This is a genomic window from Streptomyces sp. NPDC085900, from assembly GCF_044540925.1.
Classification (GTDB): Bacteria; Actinomycetota; Actinomycetes; order Streptomycetales; family Streptomycetaceae; genus Streptomyces; species Streptomyces gilvifuscus.
On record NZ_JBITSP010000006.1, the window covers coordinates 421,637 to 438,104 of the forward strand.

Annotated in this window: 15 protein-coding genes; 6 read left to right on the forward strand and 9 right to left on the reverse strand. The window is 71.3% G+C overall.

Going from position 1 to position 16,468, the window contains the following annotated elements:
- Positions 1-41 precede the first annotated feature (41 nt).
- From ACIGDI_RS23500 to ACIGDI_RS23520, 5 genes are all read right to left on the reverse strand, one after another.
- On the reverse strand, positions 42-1,265 hold the full coding sequence (locus tag ACIGDI_RS23500) for an MFS transporter (RefSeq protein WP_399899776.1): 1,224 nt from the start codon (positions 1,263-1,265) through the stop codon (positions 42-44).
- 22 nt (positions 1,266-1,287) lie between these two features.
- Positions 1,288-2,685 carry a CitMHS family transporter gene (locus ACIGDI_RS23505; protein WP_399899779.1) on the reverse strand — a complete coding sequence of 466 codons (1,398 nt, stop codon included), beginning with the start codon at positions 2,683-2,685 and terminating at the stop codon, positions 1,288-1,290.
- Positions 2,686-2,823: 138 nt separating this feature from the next.
- A complete protein-coding gene (locus tag ACIGDI_RS23510) occupies positions 2,824-5,061 on the reverse strand; it encodes a molybdopterin oxidoreductase family protein (RefSeq protein ID WP_399899782.1) in 2,238 nt (745 codons plus the stop codon).
- A 326-nt stretch (positions 5,062-5,387) separates the two neighbouring features.
- Positions 5,388-6,005 carry a TetR family transcriptional regulator gene (locus ACIGDI_RS23515; RefSeq protein WP_399899785.1) on the reverse strand — a complete coding sequence of 206 codons (618 nt, stop codon included), beginning with the start codon at positions 6,003-6,005 and terminating at the stop codon, positions 5,388-5,390.
- Complete coding sequence (locus ACIGDI_RS23520; RefSeq protein WP_399899787.1) at positions 6,002-6,640, reverse strand: hypothetical protein; 639 nt, start codon at positions 6,638-6,640, stop codon at positions 6,002-6,004. The genes ACIGDI_RS23515 and ACIGDI_RS23520 overlap by 4 nt, the downstream gene beginning before the upstream one ends.
- Positions 6,641-6,790: 150 nt before the next feature.
- Here ACIGDI_RS23520 and hmgA point away from each other — a divergent pair, with 150 nt between their 5' ends.
- The 3 genes from hmgA to ACIGDI_RS23535 are packed head-to-tail and all read left to right on the forward strand — an operon-like array spanning position 6,791 to position 10,071.
- Entirely contained in the window at positions 6,791-8,107 is a 1,317-nt protein-coding gene (gene hmgA, locus ACIGDI_RS23525; RefSeq protein WP_399899790.1) for a homogentisate 1,2-dioxygenase, read from the forward strand.
- A 27-nt stretch (positions 8,108-8,134) separates the two neighbouring features.
- The gene (locus tag ACIGDI_RS23530) at positions 8,135-8,884 is read left to right on the forward strand and encodes a GntR family transcriptional regulator (protein WP_200705520.1); all 750 of its coding nucleotides are present in this window, start codon (positions 8,135-8,137) and stop codon (positions 8,882-8,884) included.
- Between the two features lie 26 nt (positions 8,885-8,910).
- Positions 8,911-10,071, forward strand: a complete 1,161-nt coding sequence (locus ACIGDI_RS23535) for a type ISP restriction/modification enzyme (protein WP_399899793.1) — start codon at positions 8,911-8,913, stop codon at positions 10,069-10,071.
- 234 nt (positions 10,072-10,305) lie between these two features.
- Here ACIGDI_RS23535 and ACIGDI_RS23540 read toward each other — a convergent pair whose 3' ends face one another.
- On the reverse strand, positions 10,306-11,025 hold the full coding sequence (locus ACIGDI_RS23540; RefSeq protein ID WP_399899797.1) for a TetR/AcrR family transcriptional regulator: 720 nt from the start codon (positions 11,023-11,025) through the stop codon (positions 10,306-10,308).
- Between the two features lie 63 nt (positions 11,026-11,088).
- Here ACIGDI_RS23540 and ACIGDI_RS23545 point away from each other — a divergent pair, with 63 nt between their 5' ends.
- Entirely contained in the window at positions 11,089-12,036 is a 948-nt protein-coding gene (locus ACIGDI_RS23545) for an ATP-binding cassette domain-containing protein (RefSeq protein WP_399899800.1), read from the forward strand.
- Positions 12,033-12,815: an ABC transporter permease gene (locus tag ACIGDI_RS23550; protein ID WP_399899803.1), complete on the forward strand. Its 783-nt coding sequence runs from the start codon at positions 12,033-12,035 to the stop codon at positions 12,813-12,815. The genes ACIGDI_RS23545 and ACIGDI_RS23550 overlap by 4 nt, the downstream gene beginning before the upstream one ends.
- Positions 12,816-12,930: 115 nt before the next feature.
- Here ACIGDI_RS23550 and ACIGDI_RS23555 read toward each other — a convergent pair whose 3' ends face one another.
- The 3 genes from ACIGDI_RS23555 to ACIGDI_RS23565 form a co-directional block, all read right to left on the reverse strand.
- Positions 12,931-13,200 carry a hypothetical protein gene (locus tag ACIGDI_RS23555; protein ID WP_200699798.1) on the reverse strand — a complete coding sequence of 90 codons (270 nt, stop codon included), beginning with the start codon at positions 13,198-13,200 and terminating at the stop codon, positions 12,931-12,933.
- 126 nt (positions 13,201-13,326) lie between these two features.
- A complete protein-coding gene (locus ACIGDI_RS23560) occupies positions 13,327-14,145 on the reverse strand; it encodes an anti-sigma factor domain-containing protein (protein WP_200699797.1) in 819 nt (272 codons plus the stop codon).
- Positions 14,142-14,684 carry a sigma-70 family RNA polymerase sigma factor gene (locus ACIGDI_RS23565; protein ID WP_200699796.1) on the reverse strand — a complete coding sequence of 181 codons (543 nt, stop codon included), beginning with the start codon at positions 14,682-14,684 and terminating at the stop codon, positions 14,142-14,144. The genes ACIGDI_RS23560 and ACIGDI_RS23565 overlap by 4 nt, the downstream gene beginning before the upstream one ends.
- 248 nt (positions 14,685-14,932) lie before the next feature.
- Between ACIGDI_RS23565 and ACIGDI_RS23570 the strand changes: the two genes are divergently transcribed.
- Complete coding sequence (locus tag ACIGDI_RS23570; RefSeq protein ID WP_399899808.1) at positions 14,933-16,465, forward strand: DUF4331 domain-containing protein; 1,533 nt, start codon at positions 14,933-14,935, stop codon at positions 16,463-16,465.
- Positions 16,466-16,468: the final 3 nt, after the last annotated feature.

Sequence of the window (16,468 nt, forward strand, 5' to 3'; positions counted from 1 at the left end):
CAGACGATTTTCGTATAAATCGCAGTTGTTCTGACTCTCTTTCACATACGGCGCGCGGATTGCGGGAGCGTCGCCCGACGCCCCGTCGGTTTTCCTCCGTCCGGAGCAGGCGAGCGCAGCGCGACCCCGGCCGACAGCAACAGCAGCCCGCCGAGCATGACGAAGGGCGCGGCCGCGCCGACGAGGCCCGCGACCAGACCCGCCGTCGCGGGGGCGGCGACCTGGCCGAGCCGGTTGCCGGTCAGCCGCAGGGCGAGCGCGGTGGAGCGGGCGTCTTCGGGGGCGGCCTGGACGACGGTCGTCATGGACAGCGGCTGGCCGACGCCCAGGCAGAAACCGAGCGCCGTCAGCATCAGGCCGAGGGCCCAGACCGGCACCGGCAGCGCGATGGCCGCGCACAGTACGGCGGCCAGCAGGCACGTCACGGTCAGCAGCGCGGGCCGGCCGAGCAGCCGTAGCAGCGGGGTCAGGACGAGCCGGCAGGCGATGGTGGCGCCGGCCCGCAGGCTGAGCAGCACGCCGATCACCGAGGGCGCGATGTCGCGGTGCTCACCGACCACCGGGAGATAGGCGGTGAGGATGTCGGTGGCGGACAGCACGGAGAGGCTGATGAGCATGCCGGCGGGCACGCCCCGGGCCCGCAGGATGCTGCCCACCGCGACCCGGTCCGCCTGCGCGGTACGGGAGTTGACCGCCGTACGGTCCTCGATGCGCCACAGCGAGGTGAATGCGGCCGCGGCGCCGGCGCCCGCCACGAGCAGCGCCAGCGCGCTCGTGCCCGCCATGTCGGGGCCGCCGATCAGCGCGCCCGCCGCGATCGGGCCGACGAGCTGGCCGAGGGAGGCGCCGATGGTGAAGTGCCCGAAGTTTCGGTCCTGTTCGTGCGGGGCGGACTGGCGGGCCACCAGGGACTGGGCGCCGATCACGAAGCAGAGGTGGCCGAGGCCCATCACGCCGCTCCACACCGCCATCGCCCACAGGGAGCCGGCGAGCCCGCTCAGGGCGCAGCCGCCGGCGATCAGTGCGACGCCGACCGGGAGCAGGGGCGCGCAGCGGCCGTGGTCGGTGCGGCGGCCCAGCGGTACGGCGGCGAAGAGCGGGAGGAGGGCGTAGACGCCCGCGATGACGCCGACCGCCCGCTCGTCGGCGCCCAGCGCGAGGGCCCGGTAGGACACGGCGGGCCGGGCCATCGACACCGCCCCCTGCGCGAAGGAGAAGGCGATGACGAGACGGAGCAGCCAGCCGCGGTTCCCACCGGGCCTCATGGGACGAACCTCCGTGGTGCGCTCAGATGATGCCGAAGAGGATGCCCGCGCCCAGGACCACGAGCGAGGTGAGGGCGGCCCACTTGACCACGAACCTGGTGTGGTCGCCGAACTCCACCTTGGCCATGCCGACCAGGACGTAGACGGCGGGGACGAGCGGGCTGGACATGTGCAGGGGCTGGCCGATGAGGGAGGCGCGGGCGATCTCCAGGGAGGAGACGCCGTGTGCCTGGCCCGCCTCGGCGAGGACGGGGAGGATGCCGAAGTAGAAGCCGTCGTTGGACATGAAGTACGTGAGCGGGATGCTCAGCACGCCGGTGACGAAGGCCATGTGCGGGCCCATGCCGTCGGGGATGTTGTCCACCAGCCACTTGGCCATGTGGTCGACCATGCCGGTGCCTTGCAGGACGCCGGTGAAGACGGCGGCGGCGAAGACCATGCCGGAGACGTTGAGGACGTTCTCGGCGTGCGCGGCGATACGGGCCTTCTGGTCGGGCATGTGCGGGAAGTTGACGGTGAGGGCGAGGGCCGCGCCGAGCAGGAACAGCACCGGGATCGGCAGCCACTCCATGATCATGGCGGTGAGCAGGACGACCGTGAGCAGCGCGTTGAACCAGTACAGCTTGGGGCGCAGGGTGGGCCGGGCGGGGTCGAGTCCCTGGAAGCCCTCGTCCTCGGGCGCGTCGGGCAGGCCCGCGCCGGCGCCCGAACCGCCGCCGCTCTTGGGGCCCTTGCCGGCACCGGCGCCGACCAGCACCGTCTCCTGCTCGGCGGGCTCCTCCACGAGCACCTCGTCCAGCGTCAGCACGCCGAGCCGCTTGCGCTCGCGGTGGCCGAGGACGTAGGCGAGGGCGAAGACGAACAGCAGGCCCACGGCGAGCGCCGGGATCATCGGCACGAAGATGTCGCTCGCGTCGAGCTTCAGCGCGGTGGCCGCGCGGGCGGTCGGGCCGCCCCAGGGCAGCGTGTTCATCACGCCGTTGGCCATCGCGGCGACACCGGTCATCACGACCAGGCTCATCTTCAGGCGCTTGTACAGCGGGTACATCGCCGAGACGGTGATCATGAAGGTGGTGGAGCCGTCGCCGTCGAGGGAGACGATCGCCGCGAGGACCGCCGTACCGACGACGATCCGGAGCGGGTCGGCCTTGCAGAACTTCAGAATTCCGCGCACGACGGGGTCGAAGAGGCCGACGTCGATCATCACACCGAAGTAGACGATCGCGAACATGAGCATCGCCGCGGTGGGGGCGAGGCTGGTGACGCCGTCGATGACGTAGTCACCGAGCTTGGCGCCCTTGCCGACGAACACGCAGAACAGCGCGGGGATCAGCACGAGCGCCGCGATCGGCGACATCTTCTTCAGCATGATCAGGACCAGGAAGGTCGCGATCATGGCGAAGCCGAGGATGGTCAGCATGAATGGATACCTAACGTTCGCCCTTGAACATCCCACCGGGCAGGCGGTGCGATGACGTTAGGTCCGTTCAAACGGCGTTAACAAGTAGTTGACGTGTGAGCAATAAGCGCAAAACCGCAGGTCACAGCTTTGCTCAGGTCAGGCGGGCAGCGCGGCGGCGATTTCCACCGGCACTCCGTTGAGGACGGCGTTGCCCGACAGGGGGTCGAGGAGGCTGCCGTCGAGGAGCTGGTTGACGTTGACTCCGGGATCGGTGGCGGCGTGGCTCATACGGGTGCCGGGCCGGTCGTGGCCCCAGCCGTGCGGCAGGCTGACCACACCCCGGCGGACGGCGTCCGTGACCTCGGCCGGCGCGGTCACCTCTCCCCCGGCGCCCTTCACGCGCACGGGATCCCCGTCGCGCACCCCGACCCGCTCGGCGTCCTCGGGGTGGATGTGCAGGGTGCAGCGGTTGGAACCGCCGGTCAGGGCCGGGACGTTGTGCATCCAGCTGTTGTTGGAGCGCAGGTGCCGGCGTCCGACGAGCACCAGCCCGTCGGGCAGTTCGTCCAGGGCGCGCCTGAGCCGGGGCAGGTCGTCGGCGATCGGCCGCGCCAGCAGTTCGACCTTGCCGCTGCGCGTCTTCAGCGGCTGCGGCAGGCGGGGGGCCAGCGGTCCGAGGTCGATGCCGTGCGGGTGCGCGAGCAGCTTCTCCAGCGACAGCCCGTCGGGGCGTACGCCGAAGCCGTCGCCGTAGGGGCCGAGGCGCAGCATCATGTCCAGCCGGCGCTCGGGACCGTTCTCGCCGGTGAGGAGGGCGGCGAGCTCCTTCGGGTCGCGGCCGTGGACGGGCGAGTGGGGCTCCTTGACCGCCTTGCCGAGGGTCTGGCCGACGACCAGGTGGTCCACTGCCGACGGGTCGGCGCCGTGCATGCCGGTCGCGGCCAGGATCAGCCGGGCCAGGATCTCGGTCTCGGCCATGCGGCCGGGCTCCAGCGGGACCGCGGGACGGGTGTAGCGGACCTGGTTGCGCACGGCGAGGGTGTTGAAGGCGAAGTCGTGGTGCGGGCTCTGGGAGGGCGGGGGCGGCGGCAGCACGACGTCGGCGTGGCGCGAGGTCTCGTTCAGGTACGGATCGACGCTGACCATGAAGTCCAGGCCGTCCAGGGCCTTGTCGAGGCGGTCGCCGTCGGGCGCGGACAGCACCGGGTTGGCGGCCACCGCGATCAGGGCGCGGACCGGCTCGCCCTCCTCCGTCGCGGTGTCGATCTCCTCGGCGAGCGCGGAGAGCGGCAACTCCCCCTTCGCCTCCGGGTGCTTGCTCACCCGCGAGTGCCAACGGCCCAGCGCGAAACCGTGGCTGGGGCCGGCGGGCCGCGGCGTCCGGTCGGTGGCGGCCTGCGGGAAGAGCGCGCCGCCGGGCCGGTCGAGGTTGCCGGTGAGGATGTTGAGGACGTCGACGAGCCAGCTGCCGAGGGTGCCGTACGGCACGGTGCAGCTGCCGATCCGCCCGTACACGGCCGCGGTCGGGGCGGCGGCGAGGTCACGGGCCAGGGTGCGGATCAGCGCGGGCTCGACGTCACAGGCCCCGGCGACGGCCTCGGGGGTGAAGTCCCGCAGTTCGGCGCGGAGTTCGTCGACGCCTTCGACGTGCGGCGCCAACTCGCCGAGGTCGACGAGATCCTCGTCGAAGAGCACGTACGCCATCGCGGCGAGGAGCAGCGCGTCGGTGCCGGGCCGGATGGGGATGTGACGGTCGGCGAGTTTCGCGGTGCGGGTGCGCCGCGGGTCGATGACGACGAGGGTGCCGCCGCGCGCCTTGAGGGCCTTGAGCTTGCCGGGGAAGTCGGGTGCGGTGCACAGACTCCCGTTGGACTCCAGGGGGTTGGCGCCGATCAGCAGCAGGTGGTCGGTGCGGTCCAGGTCCGGCACGGGGATGGCGTTGGCGTCGCCGAACAGCAGCCCGCTGGAGACGTGCTTGGGCATCTGGTCGACCGTGGACGCGGTGAAGATGCTGCGGGTGCCGAGGCCGGCGAGCAGCACCGGCGGGTAGAGGCCGCCGGCCATGGTGTGGACGTTGGGGTTGCCCAGGACGACGCCGACGGCGTGCGGGCCGTGGCGGTCCACGACGCCCCGTACACCGGCCGCGACCGCGTCGAAGGCCTCCTCCCAGGTGGCCTCGCGCAGCTCGCCGTCCCGGCGCACGAGCGGGGCGCGCAGCCGGTCGGGGTCGCCGTCCACGGCGCCGAAGGAGGCGCCCTTGGGGCAGATGAAGCCCCGGCTGAACACGTCGTCGCGGTCACCGCGGGCGCCGGTGACCCGGGTGCCCTCGATGGTGAGGGTCAGCCCGCAGGTGGCCTCACAGAGGGGGCAGATACGCAGGGCGGTGCGGGACACGGGTCCTCCCGGGGGCGGGGGTGGCGCTCTGGACGAGGGTGAGCATACCGACCGGTATGAACGGAGGGGAGGCCCCTCGGGGGGTGAGGTCGGAATTCCGCGAGGACGGGCGGGGGGCGAGCGTGACAGGAATGTCGGCCCCGCACCGGCGAGGACGTGCACGGATGCGGGTCCAGCACCGGCGAGGACGTGCGCGGATGCCGGTCCAGCACCGGCGAGGACGTGCGCGGACGTCGATCCGACAGCGGTGGGGACGTGCGCGGACGTCGGCCCCGCACCGGCGAGGACGTGCGCGGACGTCGGCCCCGCACCGGCGAAGTCGTGCGTCAGTCCAGCACCCGCGCCAGATACGCACGAAGCATCTCCCGCGCCTCCTCGATGATCTTCGAATCCCCCTCCGGCGCCATCCTGAAGGCCAGGTGGACCAGGGTGTCGGCGGTTTCGACGGCTATGAGGAAGGTGCGGCGCAGGTTCTCGTCCGGCTCGCGGTCGAGGTAGCCGGAGAGCATCTCGGTGAGGCGGTCGGCGACGCGGTGGTTGGGTTCGGCGTCGCGGGCGCCGACCGGGATCTGGTTGCCGAAGTCGACGAGGGAGAAGCCGGGCGCGGTGCGCTTCATGGACAGGTACTCGTCGAGGACGGCGTCCATCGCGGTGCGCCAGCCGCCGTCGCCGGAGCCCTTCAGGCGCTCGGTAACGCGCTCCGTGAAGCGTTCGAGGTTGCGCTGGGCCAGCGCGTCGGCCATCTGCCGCTTGTTGCCGAAGAAGCGGTAGACCGAGCCGATGGGGACACCGGCGCGCAGGGCGACGGCCCGGGTGCTGAGGGCGTCGTAGCCGACCTCGTCGAGGAGGTCGGCGCAGGCGTCGAGAATCCTGGTGAGCCGTTCGGCGCTGCGCCGCTGCACGGGCGCTCGGCGTAGCGATGTCGCGTGGGGCACGGGCTTCATGATGCCTTTCCGACGCGGTCAGGTGAACCTCGCCCCCTGGTACGGAGATCGATGCCTGATGCACTCATTCCGGTCGTGTCCGTCGTGTCCGTCGAGGCACCGGACATGGCGCTCGGCCGTGCCGTGTCGCTCGGCGATGGTTGCGACGCCGTGATGTCGGCGGTGCTCTGCACGGGCCGGCCCTTCACGGCCCAGGCCGTGCCGTCGTCGGCGTACAGCCGGGCGGTGACGTGGTGGGTGCCGCGCGGGACGAGCCGGGCCGGGAGGCGGTAGGCGGTGGAGCGCAGCCGGGTGACCGGCCGGTCGTCGACGTACAGGCGTACATAGCCGCGGCCGGCCACCGCCCGCCGTTTCGCGTCGGCCGCCGAGAAGCGGAAGTGGTGCACGCTCAGGCGTACGTCCCAGGTGTCGCCGGAGTCCGGCTGCACCTCGATGCCGACCTCGGGCGCGTCCTTCTTCTCCACCTCGCGCAGATGCCGCCCCTCCGGGTCGGTGTCGTCGAGGACCTTGCCCACGGGGGACGTCGACTCCCCGTTCCTGTCCTCATGCGCATCACTGGTGCCGCAGCCCACGGATCCGGCCAGCAACAGGACACAGACCGCGAGCGCGGCGAGAAGTCCCCGCGTCCACGACATGTCCGGAGACTAGAACACCGGTCCGACAGGCGGATCCCCCTGAAGGCTGGTTCCGCTCCTCCCTGATGAGGAGGAGCGGTGTACCTCTTGCGCCCGGGAAACCGCAATCCTACGGTGATGCATAGGAATCGAAGTCGCAAGGGAGCGATCATGAGCGGGGACACGCGGAAGACCGCCGAGGGACTGACCTACCTCTCGGGTTTCGGCAACGAGCACGGTTCCGAGGCGGTGCCCGGTGCCCTGCCCGAGGGACGCAATTCGCCGCAGCGCGCACCCCTCGGTCTGTACGCGGAGCAGCTGAGCGGTTCCGCCTTCACCGAGCCGCGCGCCAGCAACCGCCGCTCCTGGCTCTACCGCATCCGCCCCTCCGCCGCGCACCCGCCGTTCACCGAGACGCACAACGGCTGGATCCGCACCGCCCCCTTCACGGAGTCCGTCCCGGACCCCAACCGCCAGCGCTGGAACCCCCTCCCCGAGCCGGCCGACGGCACCGACTTCCTCGCCGGACTGTGGACCCTCGGCGGCAACGGCGACGCGACCCAGCGCACCGGCATGGCCGTGCACCTCTACCACGCCAACGCCTCCATGGACCGCGTCTTCAGCGACGCCGACGGCGAGCTGCTGATCGTCCCGGAGCGCGGCGGGCTGCTGCTGCACACGGAGTTCGGGATGCTGCATGTGGAGCCGGCACATGTGGCGCTGATCCCCCGTGGGGTGCGCTTCCGTGTGGAGCTGCTGGACGATTCCGCCCGCGGATATGTGTGCGAGAACTACGGGGCGCCCTTCCGCCTCCCCGACCTCGGCCCGATCGGCGCCAACGGCCTCGCCAACGCCCGTGACTTCCGGGCTCCGGTCGCCGCCTACGAGGACGTCGAGGGCCCGGTGGAGGTGGTGAACAAGTTCTGCGGCAACCTGTGGCGGGCGACGTACGACCACTCCCCCCTCGACGTCGTCGCCTGGCACGGCAACCACGTCCCGTACGTCTACGACCTGCGCCGCTTCAACGTCATCGGCACCATCTCCTACGACCACCCCGACCCGTCGATCTTCACGGTGCTGACGGCCCCCTCGGACACCCCCGGGCTGGCCGGCGTCGACTTCGTGGTGTTCGCGCCGCGCTGGCTGGTCGGCGAGGACACCTTCCGGCCGCCGTACTTCCACCGGAACGTGATGAGCGAGTACATGGGGCTGATCGAGGGCGCCTACGACGCGAAGGCGGAGGGCTTCGTGCCCGGCGGGGGCTCGCTGCACAACATGATGTCGGCGCACGGCCCGGACCGGGAGACCTTCGACCGGGCGAGCGCGGCCGAACTGAAGCCGCAGAAGGTCGACGACGGGCTGGCGTTCATGTTCGAGACCCGCTGGCCGGTCACGCTCACCGCGCACGCGGCCCAGGCCGAGCACCTGCAGCCGCACTACGACGACGTGTGGAAGGGCCTCGAACGCCACTTCCGCCCGTTGCACTGACCGCGGCCGACCGGTACGGATAGCCCCGTGACCTCCTTCGCCCCGGACTCGATCGTCCTGAACCGCAAGCTGCCGCTCTGGTACCAGGTCTCGCAGTCCCTGCGGGCCTCGATACTCGGCCGTTCGCCCCAGGACCCCCTCCGCCTGCCCACCGAGGAACAGCTGGCGGAGCACTACGGGGTGAGCGTGCTCACCATGCGGCAGGCGTTGAAGGAGCTGGAGGACGAGGGGCTGATCACCCGGCACCGGCGCAGGGGCACGTTCATCGAGCCCGACGCCCGACGGGGCGCCCCGGTGCGGCTGCTGGGCTCGGTGGACGCGATCGTCGCCCAGCAGTCCGGCATGACGACCGAACTGCTGGCGCACGGCAGCGCGCCCGTGCCGCCCGAACTCGCCGAGTTCTTCCCGGAGATCGAGGAGGTGGCCGCGTACCACCGGCTGCGCAGCGACGAGAAGACCGGCGAGCCGACCAACCACGCCCGCAACTACGTGCGTCCGGAGGTGGCGGCGCGCGTCGACCCGGCGGACCTGGTGCGCTGGCCCATGACCAAGGTGCTGCGGGACGTCGTCCAGGCCGACATCAGCCGTATCACGGACACCGTCGAGGCCCGGCTGGCCGACCCCGAGACGGCCCGGTTGCTCCAAGTCCCGCTGCTCAGCCCGATCCTGCACTACACGGGGGTGACGTACGACGCCGCCGGACGGGTCCTGGACGTGGCGGTCATCCACTACCGCGGGGACCGTTTCTCCTTCACGGTGACTCTGGACGCCACGTGACCTCCCGCTCGGTCGCAGGTCGTACGATGCCCAGCGTGACGCACGACGACGCTCCGCCGCTGGCGGACCTCATGCCGTGGTCCGTCGCACCGCCGCGGCTCGGCCGGGGGTGGCCGGCGGGCCCCGACGCCGCATCCCTGAAGGCCCGCTGGGACGCCCTGCTCAAGGCCGGCGGACCGGAGCGGGAGGCCCTGTTCGAGCCGACGCGCTCCCGCACGCTGCACTCCGCGGTGGGGCAGCTTCCGGGCCAGTCGAGCGGCACGGAGAAGCTGCTGCGTGCGGCGGGCCCGTGCCCGGAGCCGGTGCGCGTCCTGTACGCCCCCTTCGACGAGCAGTGGCTGATCCCCGACCACCGCCTGATCGACACGGCCCGCCCCGAGCTGTGGCGCGTCGCGGACGAGCACCAGGTCTTCGTGGTCGAGACGCCATCGGAGACGGGCGGATCGCCGCTGCTGGCCACATCCCGCCTCCCGCTGCTGCGCCCCGGCCGCATCCGCCCCCTGTACCGCCGCCCAGGCGGTACGGAGCCCAATCTGACGCCCGGGCTGCTGGACCATCTGGGCAGCCGCCTCGGCCATGCGCCCACCCCGCCGGACACCCTCGCCTGGATCATGGCGACCGTCCGGCCGGACCTGACGGTCCCGCTCACCGAGGACGCGGAACTCTGGTCGCGTGGCGTGGAGTTGGGCCGCCGGCTGCTGTGGCTGATGCGCCGCGACGGCGACCGCCCCAAGCTGCCGGGCGGCCGCCGCCCGTACGTCCGCGCCCCGCTGCCCTCACGCCCGCTCACCGTCGACTACGACCGCGACGAGGAGACCCTGCTGCTCGACGACGGCCGCATCTCCCCCGTACCGCCCGAGGCCTGGGACTTCGAGGCGGCGGGCGTCCGGGTCCTGGAGCACTGGTTCACGGCCCGGACCGCGCAGGCCGAGCCCGGCACCCTGTCCGCGATCCGCCCGGCGACCTGGCCGCAGACCTGGACCTCGGAACTGCTGGAACTCATCACGGTCCTGGCCCTGCTGGCAGAACTGCGGCCACAGCAGCAGGAGTTGACGGTGACGACCTCGATCACGACGGCGGACCTACGCAAGGCGTCCGTCCTCCCCGCACCGGAGACGGCACACAAACCGGCCTCGGTCCTGGACCACCACGAGGAAGGCCCCGAGGGCCAGTTCGCACTGATCTGAGCCCCCTGACGCCTGCCCCCTGCCGGAGCGCGGCGACCTGAGGAGCGCCCCAAGGGGCGCGGGGAACTGCGCGACCAGCCACGACGACGCCGCACACGACCAACACCCCGCGCAGAGCACCAAGCCCCGCTCAGAACCAAAGCCGTCGGCAACCCCCACCCCCCAAGGGGCGCGGGGAACTGCGCGACCAGCCACGACGGCGCCGCAGACAATCAACAGCCCCCCGCGGAGCGCCTACCGCCGCTCAGGATCGAACCCGTCGAGCACCCTCGCCAGCGCCATGTCGAAGACGGCGTCCAGATCGATCGGCCCCGGGTCCTCCATGAACGCCGCCGCCATCCGCGGATAGGCCCCGCTCGCGATCTGCCCGCCCAGGTAGGCGATCCGTGCCGCGTTCTCCTGCTCCGCCGACCACGGCAGGTTCCGGGTCCGCTCGGCCGTGGCCAGCTCATTGACGACGTACATCGTCACGACCCCGTTCAGGAGCCCGAGCAGCTGCAGCTTCATGCCGTACTTCATGTCCTCGAGCGGGTCCAGACAGGCCAGGCAGTGCTCCAGGTACCGCAGGGCGTTGGGGCTGAACCCGTAGACGGGCGACATCAGACGGGGCAGCCACGGGTGCCGGTGCATCAGCTCACGGGTCTGCCGGGCCACCCGCATCATGTCGGCCCGCCAGTCCCCCGACGGCTCCCACACCTCGTGCTCCGCGCTGACCGCGTCCACCATCAGCTCGTACAGGTCCTCCTTGCGGGGGACGTAGTTGTACAGCGACATCGTGCCGCAGCCCAGTTCGGCCGCGACGTGCCGCATCGACACCGCGTCCAGGCCCCCCTCGTCGGCGATTCTCACCGCCGCCGCCGCGATGTCGGCGCGCGTGAACGCCGGCCTCGGCCCGCGCCCCGCCCGCTCGGGCCGGGCCCAGATCACTTCGGGTACCGCCGCTCGGCCCGCCATCGATCATCACCTCGCCCACCATCGTAGTTACGTACACCGTACGTAGTGCGCTATGGTCGAGGCATGGCAACTACGTACGCTGTACTTAGTGAAGGTCTGGAGAAGAGATTCGGCGAGGTGCGCGCGGTGCGCGGGCTGGATCTCGCGGTGGCCCAGGGCACGGTCTGCGGTGTCCTCGGGCCCAACGGGGCGGGCAAGACGACCGCCGTACGGCTACTGACGACGCTGCTGCGGCCGGACGCCGGCTCGGCCCGGATCGCCGGGCACGACCTGGTGCGGGAGGCGGCGGCCGTACGCCGCAGCATCGGCGTCACCGGGCAGTACGCGTCGGTCGACGGGGATCTCACGGGCCGGGAGAACCTGTGCCTGTTCGGACGGCTGCACCGGGTGCGCGCGCCCGGTCAGCGGGCCGGCGAGCTCCTCGACCGGTTCGGGCTGGCCGAGGCCGCCGACCGGCCCGCGTCCTCCTACTCGGGCGGGATGCGCCGCCGGCTGGACCTCGCGGCGAGCCTGATCCGCCGCCCCGAGGTGCTGTTCCTGGACGAGCCGACGACGGGACTGGACCCGGCCAGCCGCGCGCTGATCTGGGAGGCGGTGCGCGACCTCACCGCCGACGGCACCACCGTGCTGCTGACCACGCAGTACCTGGAGGAGGCCGACCGGCTCGCGGACGACATAGCCCTGGTGGACCGGGGACGGGTGGCGCACACGGGATCGCCCGCGCAGTTCAAGGCGCTCGTCGGGGCGTACGTCGAGGTCGTCGTCGCCGACGCGGACGTGATGGTGAGGGCCGCGGCGGTCCTCGACCGGCTCACCGGCGCCGAACCGTCGTTCGACCCGGAGCGGGGCGCGGTCGGCGCGGTCACCCGCGACGACACGCTCACGCTGCCGCGCCTGGTGCGGGAGCTGGACGCGGCGGGCGTGCCGCTGCTCGACGTGAGCCTGCGGCCGCCGACGCTGGACGAGGCCTTTCTGCGACTGACCGAAGAGGACGAGGAGCGCGCGGCATGAGCACGGTGGCGTACGACGGGACGGCGCTGCTGGGACGGCAACTGCGGCGGATGCGGAACAACCCGGGGCTGCTGATCCTGACCCAGACGATGCCGATCAGCATGCTGCTGTTCTTCGGCTACGTCTTCGGCAGCGCGCTGGCGATGCCGGGCCGCGAGTACCGGTCCTTCCTGGTGCCGGGGCTGCTGGTGGCGACCGCCGCGGGCGGGATCATGACCGGGATGTTCCAGGCGGCCCAGGACACCCACCGGGGCGTCATGGACCGGCTGCGGACGCTGCCGATCAGCAGGTCGGCGGTGCCGCTCGGACAGGCCGTTGCGGACCTGGTGGTGACGGCGGCCGGGACGGTGCCGTTCCTGCTGGTGGGGCTCGCGGTGGGCTGGCGCGTCGAGGGCGGTGTACTCGAAGCGGTGGGCGCGGTGGGGCTGTTGCTGTTGTTCCGGTTCGCCGCGACGTGGATCGGCATCTTCCTCGGGCTGCTCACCCGGAACGAGGAGGCGGCCGGCCAGCTGGGCGGCGCGACGTTCCTGCTGCCGCTGCTGTCCAGCGCCTACATCCCGACCGACGGTCTGCCCGGGTGGCTGCGCACGGCGGCCGAGTGGAACCCGATCAGCGCGGTCGCCACGGCCCTGCGGGATCTGTTCGGCAACGCGCCGGTGCCGACGGACGGCGCGTGGCCGGTCACGCATCCGATCGCCGGATCACTGGCGTGGTGCCTGGTGCTGATCGGCGTGTTCATGCCGCTCGCGGTGCGGAGGTACGCGTACGGGGAGCGGTGACCTCAACGACCGCGAGCGGGCAGGGGGTTGTCTTCGGTACCGAGCGGGTGGAACGTACCGAAGACGCCCTCCGCGGCAGAACGCACCGCACGGGACACCGTGACGCCGGTACGGCTCAGCGCCCGCCGAACAGCGAACGGGTCAGCCGGCGCAGCGGCGCGAAGAGGGAGACGCGGCGGACGCGCGCACCCCTGTCGCTGCGGGTCTGCGTGGTGTCACGCGCGGTCAGCTCACGCATCAGTGAGGTCGCCTCGGCCGTCTTCTGCTGCGGCACGGCGGGACCCGCCAATACCGAGAGATGGCGGTCGAGGCGCGAACTGGTCGCGCTGCTCCCGCAGGTGATCGCAGGGACCCTGGCCCTGCTGCGCACTGTTATCTGTTCCATGTCACTCCCCACCCGTACGAGTCCACCCGGCCCGGGCAGGGTAACCCTATCGTCCCGACCGGGCACTCGTGTATCGCGGTCACAGGATTCACCTTCCCCGTAAGGGCGTTGACGACCCCTCCTTCGTTACTCTCCGAATCCAACCGATTTCAGGGCGAGTTGGACAATCGGCTGGCTGGTGGGCTGAGGTGAGCCCCCGTCGGGTTCGACGGTCACAGCGAGTGACGTGGCGGACTTGTTGAGACCGGTCGCGACCAAGGGCGTGTCGCCGCCCTTGAACAGGCCCAAGGAGCGTGGTTGCGCATGGGGGCGCATGAGCCACAGCTGGTGCACCCGCCCGCCCGCCGGATCGGTGTATCCGCTGAGGGTGACGATCGCCTGGCCCCGGGATGCGGAAGCGATCACTCCGATACTCCGGCCCTGAGCGTCCTCACCGGTCGTCGCGCGCGCGTCGGGAGCTGCGAGAACGTGGTTGATCTCACGTGACTGGGATTGTGCGGCGTCCAGCCTGTCCTGGGTCTGCCTGGCCTGCACGGCGAAGAGCGAGGCGACCACGAGGGCCGCGGCGGCCGTCGCGGTGGCGAGCGGGACGAAGAACGGGCGGCGCTCGCGGGGCGCACGGGTGCGTGCCGGCGGTGGCTGCGTGCCCCAGACGTGCGGGGGCAGTTGGGGGGTGTGCTCCGGAATCGGCGCCGGCTCCTGCGGGGTCGTGCGTACGGCGGCCAGCACCCGGTCGCGCATCGCGGCCGGTGGCGGGGCGGCCGTGGACCAGGCGAGCCGGACGGCGTCCTCGGACAGGGCGCGCACCTCGGCGGCGCATCCGGCGCACGTCTTGAGGTGCCGTTCGAAGCGGACCCGCTCGGCCGGCTCCAGCGCGTCGAGCGCGTAGGGCGCCGCGAGCGAGTGCAGGTCCTCGCGACGGAGCATACGGTCGAGGAGACTCATGCGACACCTCCCAGGCACTTGCGCAGCTGGGTCAGTCCATCGCGCATCCGGGTCTTGACGGTCCCCAGTGGCAGGGAGAGCCGTTCGGCCACTTCACGGTACGTGTAGCCGTCGTAGTAGGCGAGGGTGACGGACTGGCGCTGCAGCGCGGTGAGGCGGTCCAGGCAGCGGCGCACCCACTCGCGTTCGAGGCCCGCCTCGACCTCCTCGGTGACGTGGTCGAAGGCGGGGTGGTGGGCCCGGCGAGCCTCGCGCTGCTCGCGGTCGACGGCCGCGCGGGCACTGCGCACCCGGTCGACGGCCCGGCGGTGGGCCACGGTGAGGATCCAGGACAGGGCGCTGCCGCGGCCGGGGTCGAACTTCGCGGCGGAGCGCCACAGTTCGAGCAACACCTCCTGCGCCACCTCCTCCGCCTGCGCCGGATCCCGCACGACCCGGCGCACCAGTCCGAACACCGGACCGGACACCAGGCCGTACAGCTCCTCGAATGCCTTCTGGTCGCCGCCTGCCACGAGTACCAGAAGCTCGTCCGCCTCCACTCGGTCCCCTCCCCGGCCGCATGGGCCCCGTCCCGTCACACCAGGCATTCGCAACGAACGCACCTCCGGATGGGGTTACGGATCAGCAGCCCCGAAACGCGGGTCGGCGCGCGACGAAAGAAGAATCGTGCTTCGACTGAAACAAGATCAGGGCTTCGCCGTAAACACGTTTGGGATTCGACCAATCCACCCTGCCGACCGCTCCGAATCAGCGTTCGTCAGGCAAGTTGGGACTGAGGACGGACGGCATGACAACTGACTCCAGGAGCGGCGCGGGACGCAGGGGCATCGCGACCCTCATAGCTGGTGCGCTGGCCGCCGGCGGGCTCGCGGCCGCCGGCGTGGCCACGCTGGAACCGGGGGCGGCCTCCGCCTCCAGCCACCGGGAAGCCCCTCTGATCTCGGGGCAGCCGCAGTACGACAACACCGATCTGTACGCGTTCGTCAGCCCGGACAAGCCGGACACGACGACGCTCATCGCCAACTTCATCCCCTTCGAGGACCCGGCGGGCGGCCCGAACTTCTTCCAGTTCGCCGACGACGCCCAGTACGACCTCCACATCGACAACAACGGCGACGCACAGGACGACCTGCTGCTGCGGTACACCTTCCGCACGCAGACGAAGAACAAGAAGACGTTCCTCTACAACACGGGTGTGGTCAGCAACCTGGCCGACCCCGACCTGAACATCACGCAGACCTACGACATCGAGCTGGTCAAGCTCAAGCACGGCAAGGCCGTGTACCGGTCGAAGCTCGCCGACGACGTGCCGGTGGCGCCGTCGAACGTGGGCAAGGCGTCGATGCCGGACTACAACAAGCTGCGTGAGCAGGCGATCTACAAGCTCCCCAACGGCGCGCAGTCCTTCGCCGGCCAGGCGGACGACCCGTTCTTCGCGGACCTGCGCGTCTTCGACCTGCTGTACGGCGGGAACCTCTCCGAGGTCGGCCGGGACACGCTCAAGGGCTACAACGTCAACTCGATCGCGCTGCAGGTGCCGACCGACATGATCGCGGAGTCGAGCAAGCAGCCGGTCGTCGGCATCTGGTCGACCGTGCAGCGCAGGAACGCGCAGGGCTACTACGAGCAGGTCTCCCGCCTGGGCAACCCGCTGGTCAACGAGGTCGTCAACCCGCTGAAGGACAAGGACAGGTTCAACGCGTCCTCGCCCGCCTACGACGGGCAGTTCCTGAAGAACGTGACCAACCCGGAGCTGCCGAAGCTCATCGAGTCGATCTACAAGATCAAGGCGCCGTCCGAGCCGCGCAACGACCTCGTCGACGTGTTCCTCAAGGGCGTCAAGGGCCTCAACCAGCCGCCGTACGTGAAGCCGGCGGAGGAGCTGCGCCTGAACACCTCGATCAAGCCGGCGGCGAGCCCCAAGCGGCTCGGCGTCCTCGACGGTGACAACGCGGGCTTCCCGAACGGCCGTCGCCTCACCGACGACGTGATCGACGAGGCGCTGCAGGTCGTGGAGGGCGAGCTGGTCGGGTCCAAGAACGACCTGGGCGACGCGGTGGACGCGAACGACAAGGGCTTCGGCAAGTACTTCCCGTACCTGGCCAACCCGACCGCCGGTTCGCGCGGCGCCACCGCCAAGGGCGTCAGCAGCGGCAGCGACGTCAAGAACCAGCTGGGCGACGCGCTGCAGCCGGCCGGCGCCGACGGGATGAGCAACACCAGCCTGATCGCCGCCTCCGCGGGCGGCGGCGCGGCGGGCATCGCCCTGATCGGCGCCGGCCTGATGTGGTGGCGCCGGATGCGGAGCCGGGTCTACTAGGCC

Coding starts and splice junctions, on each gene's coding strand:
- ACIGDI_RS23520 (WP_399899787.1), bottom strand. CDS start 6,640: ATGTCGTGGACGCGGGGACTTCTCGCCGCGCTCGCGGTCTGTGTCCTG.
- ACIGDI_RS23545 (WP_399899800.1), top strand. CDS start 11,089: ATGGCAACTACGTACGCTGTACTTAGTGAAGGTCTGGAGAAGAGATTC.
- hmgA (WP_399899790.1), top strand. CDS start 6,791: ATGAGCGGGGACACGCGGAAGACCGCCGAGGGACTGACCTACCTCTCG.
- ACIGDI_RS23515 (WP_399899785.1), bottom strand. CDS start 6,005: ATGAAGCCCGTGCCCCACGCGACATCGCTACGCCGAGCGCCCGTGCAG.
- ACIGDI_RS23555 (WP_200699798.1), bottom strand. CDS start 13,200: ATGGAACAGATAACAGTGCGCAGCAGGGCCAGGGTCCCTGCGATCACC.
- ACIGDI_RS23540 (WP_399899797.1), bottom strand. CDS start 11,025: ATGGCGGGCCGAGCGGCGGTACCCGAAGTGATCTGGGCCCGGCCCGAG.
- ACIGDI_RS23550 (WP_399899803.1), top strand. CDS start 12,033: ATGAGCACGGTGGCGTACGACGGGACGGCGCTGCTGGGACGGCAACTG.
- ACIGDI_RS23570 (WP_399899808.1), top strand. CDS start 14,933: ATGACAACTGACTCCAGGAGCGGCGCGGGACGCAGGGGCATCGCGACC.
- ACIGDI_RS23505 (WP_399899779.1), bottom strand. CDS start 2,685: ATGCTGACCATCCTCGGCTTCGCCATGATCGCGACCTTCCTGGTCCTG.
- ACIGDI_RS23500 (WP_399899776.1), bottom strand. CDS start 1,265: ATGAGGCCCGGTGGGAACCGCGGCTGGCTGCTCCGTCTCGTCATCGCC.
- ACIGDI_RS23535 (WP_399899793.1), top strand. CDS start 8,911: ATGCCCAGCGTGACGCACGACGACGCTCCGCCGCTGGCGGACCTCATG.
- ACIGDI_RS23560 (WP_200699797.1), bottom strand. CDS start 14,145: ATGAGTCTCCTCGACCGTATGCTCCGTCGCGAGGACCTGCACTCGCTC.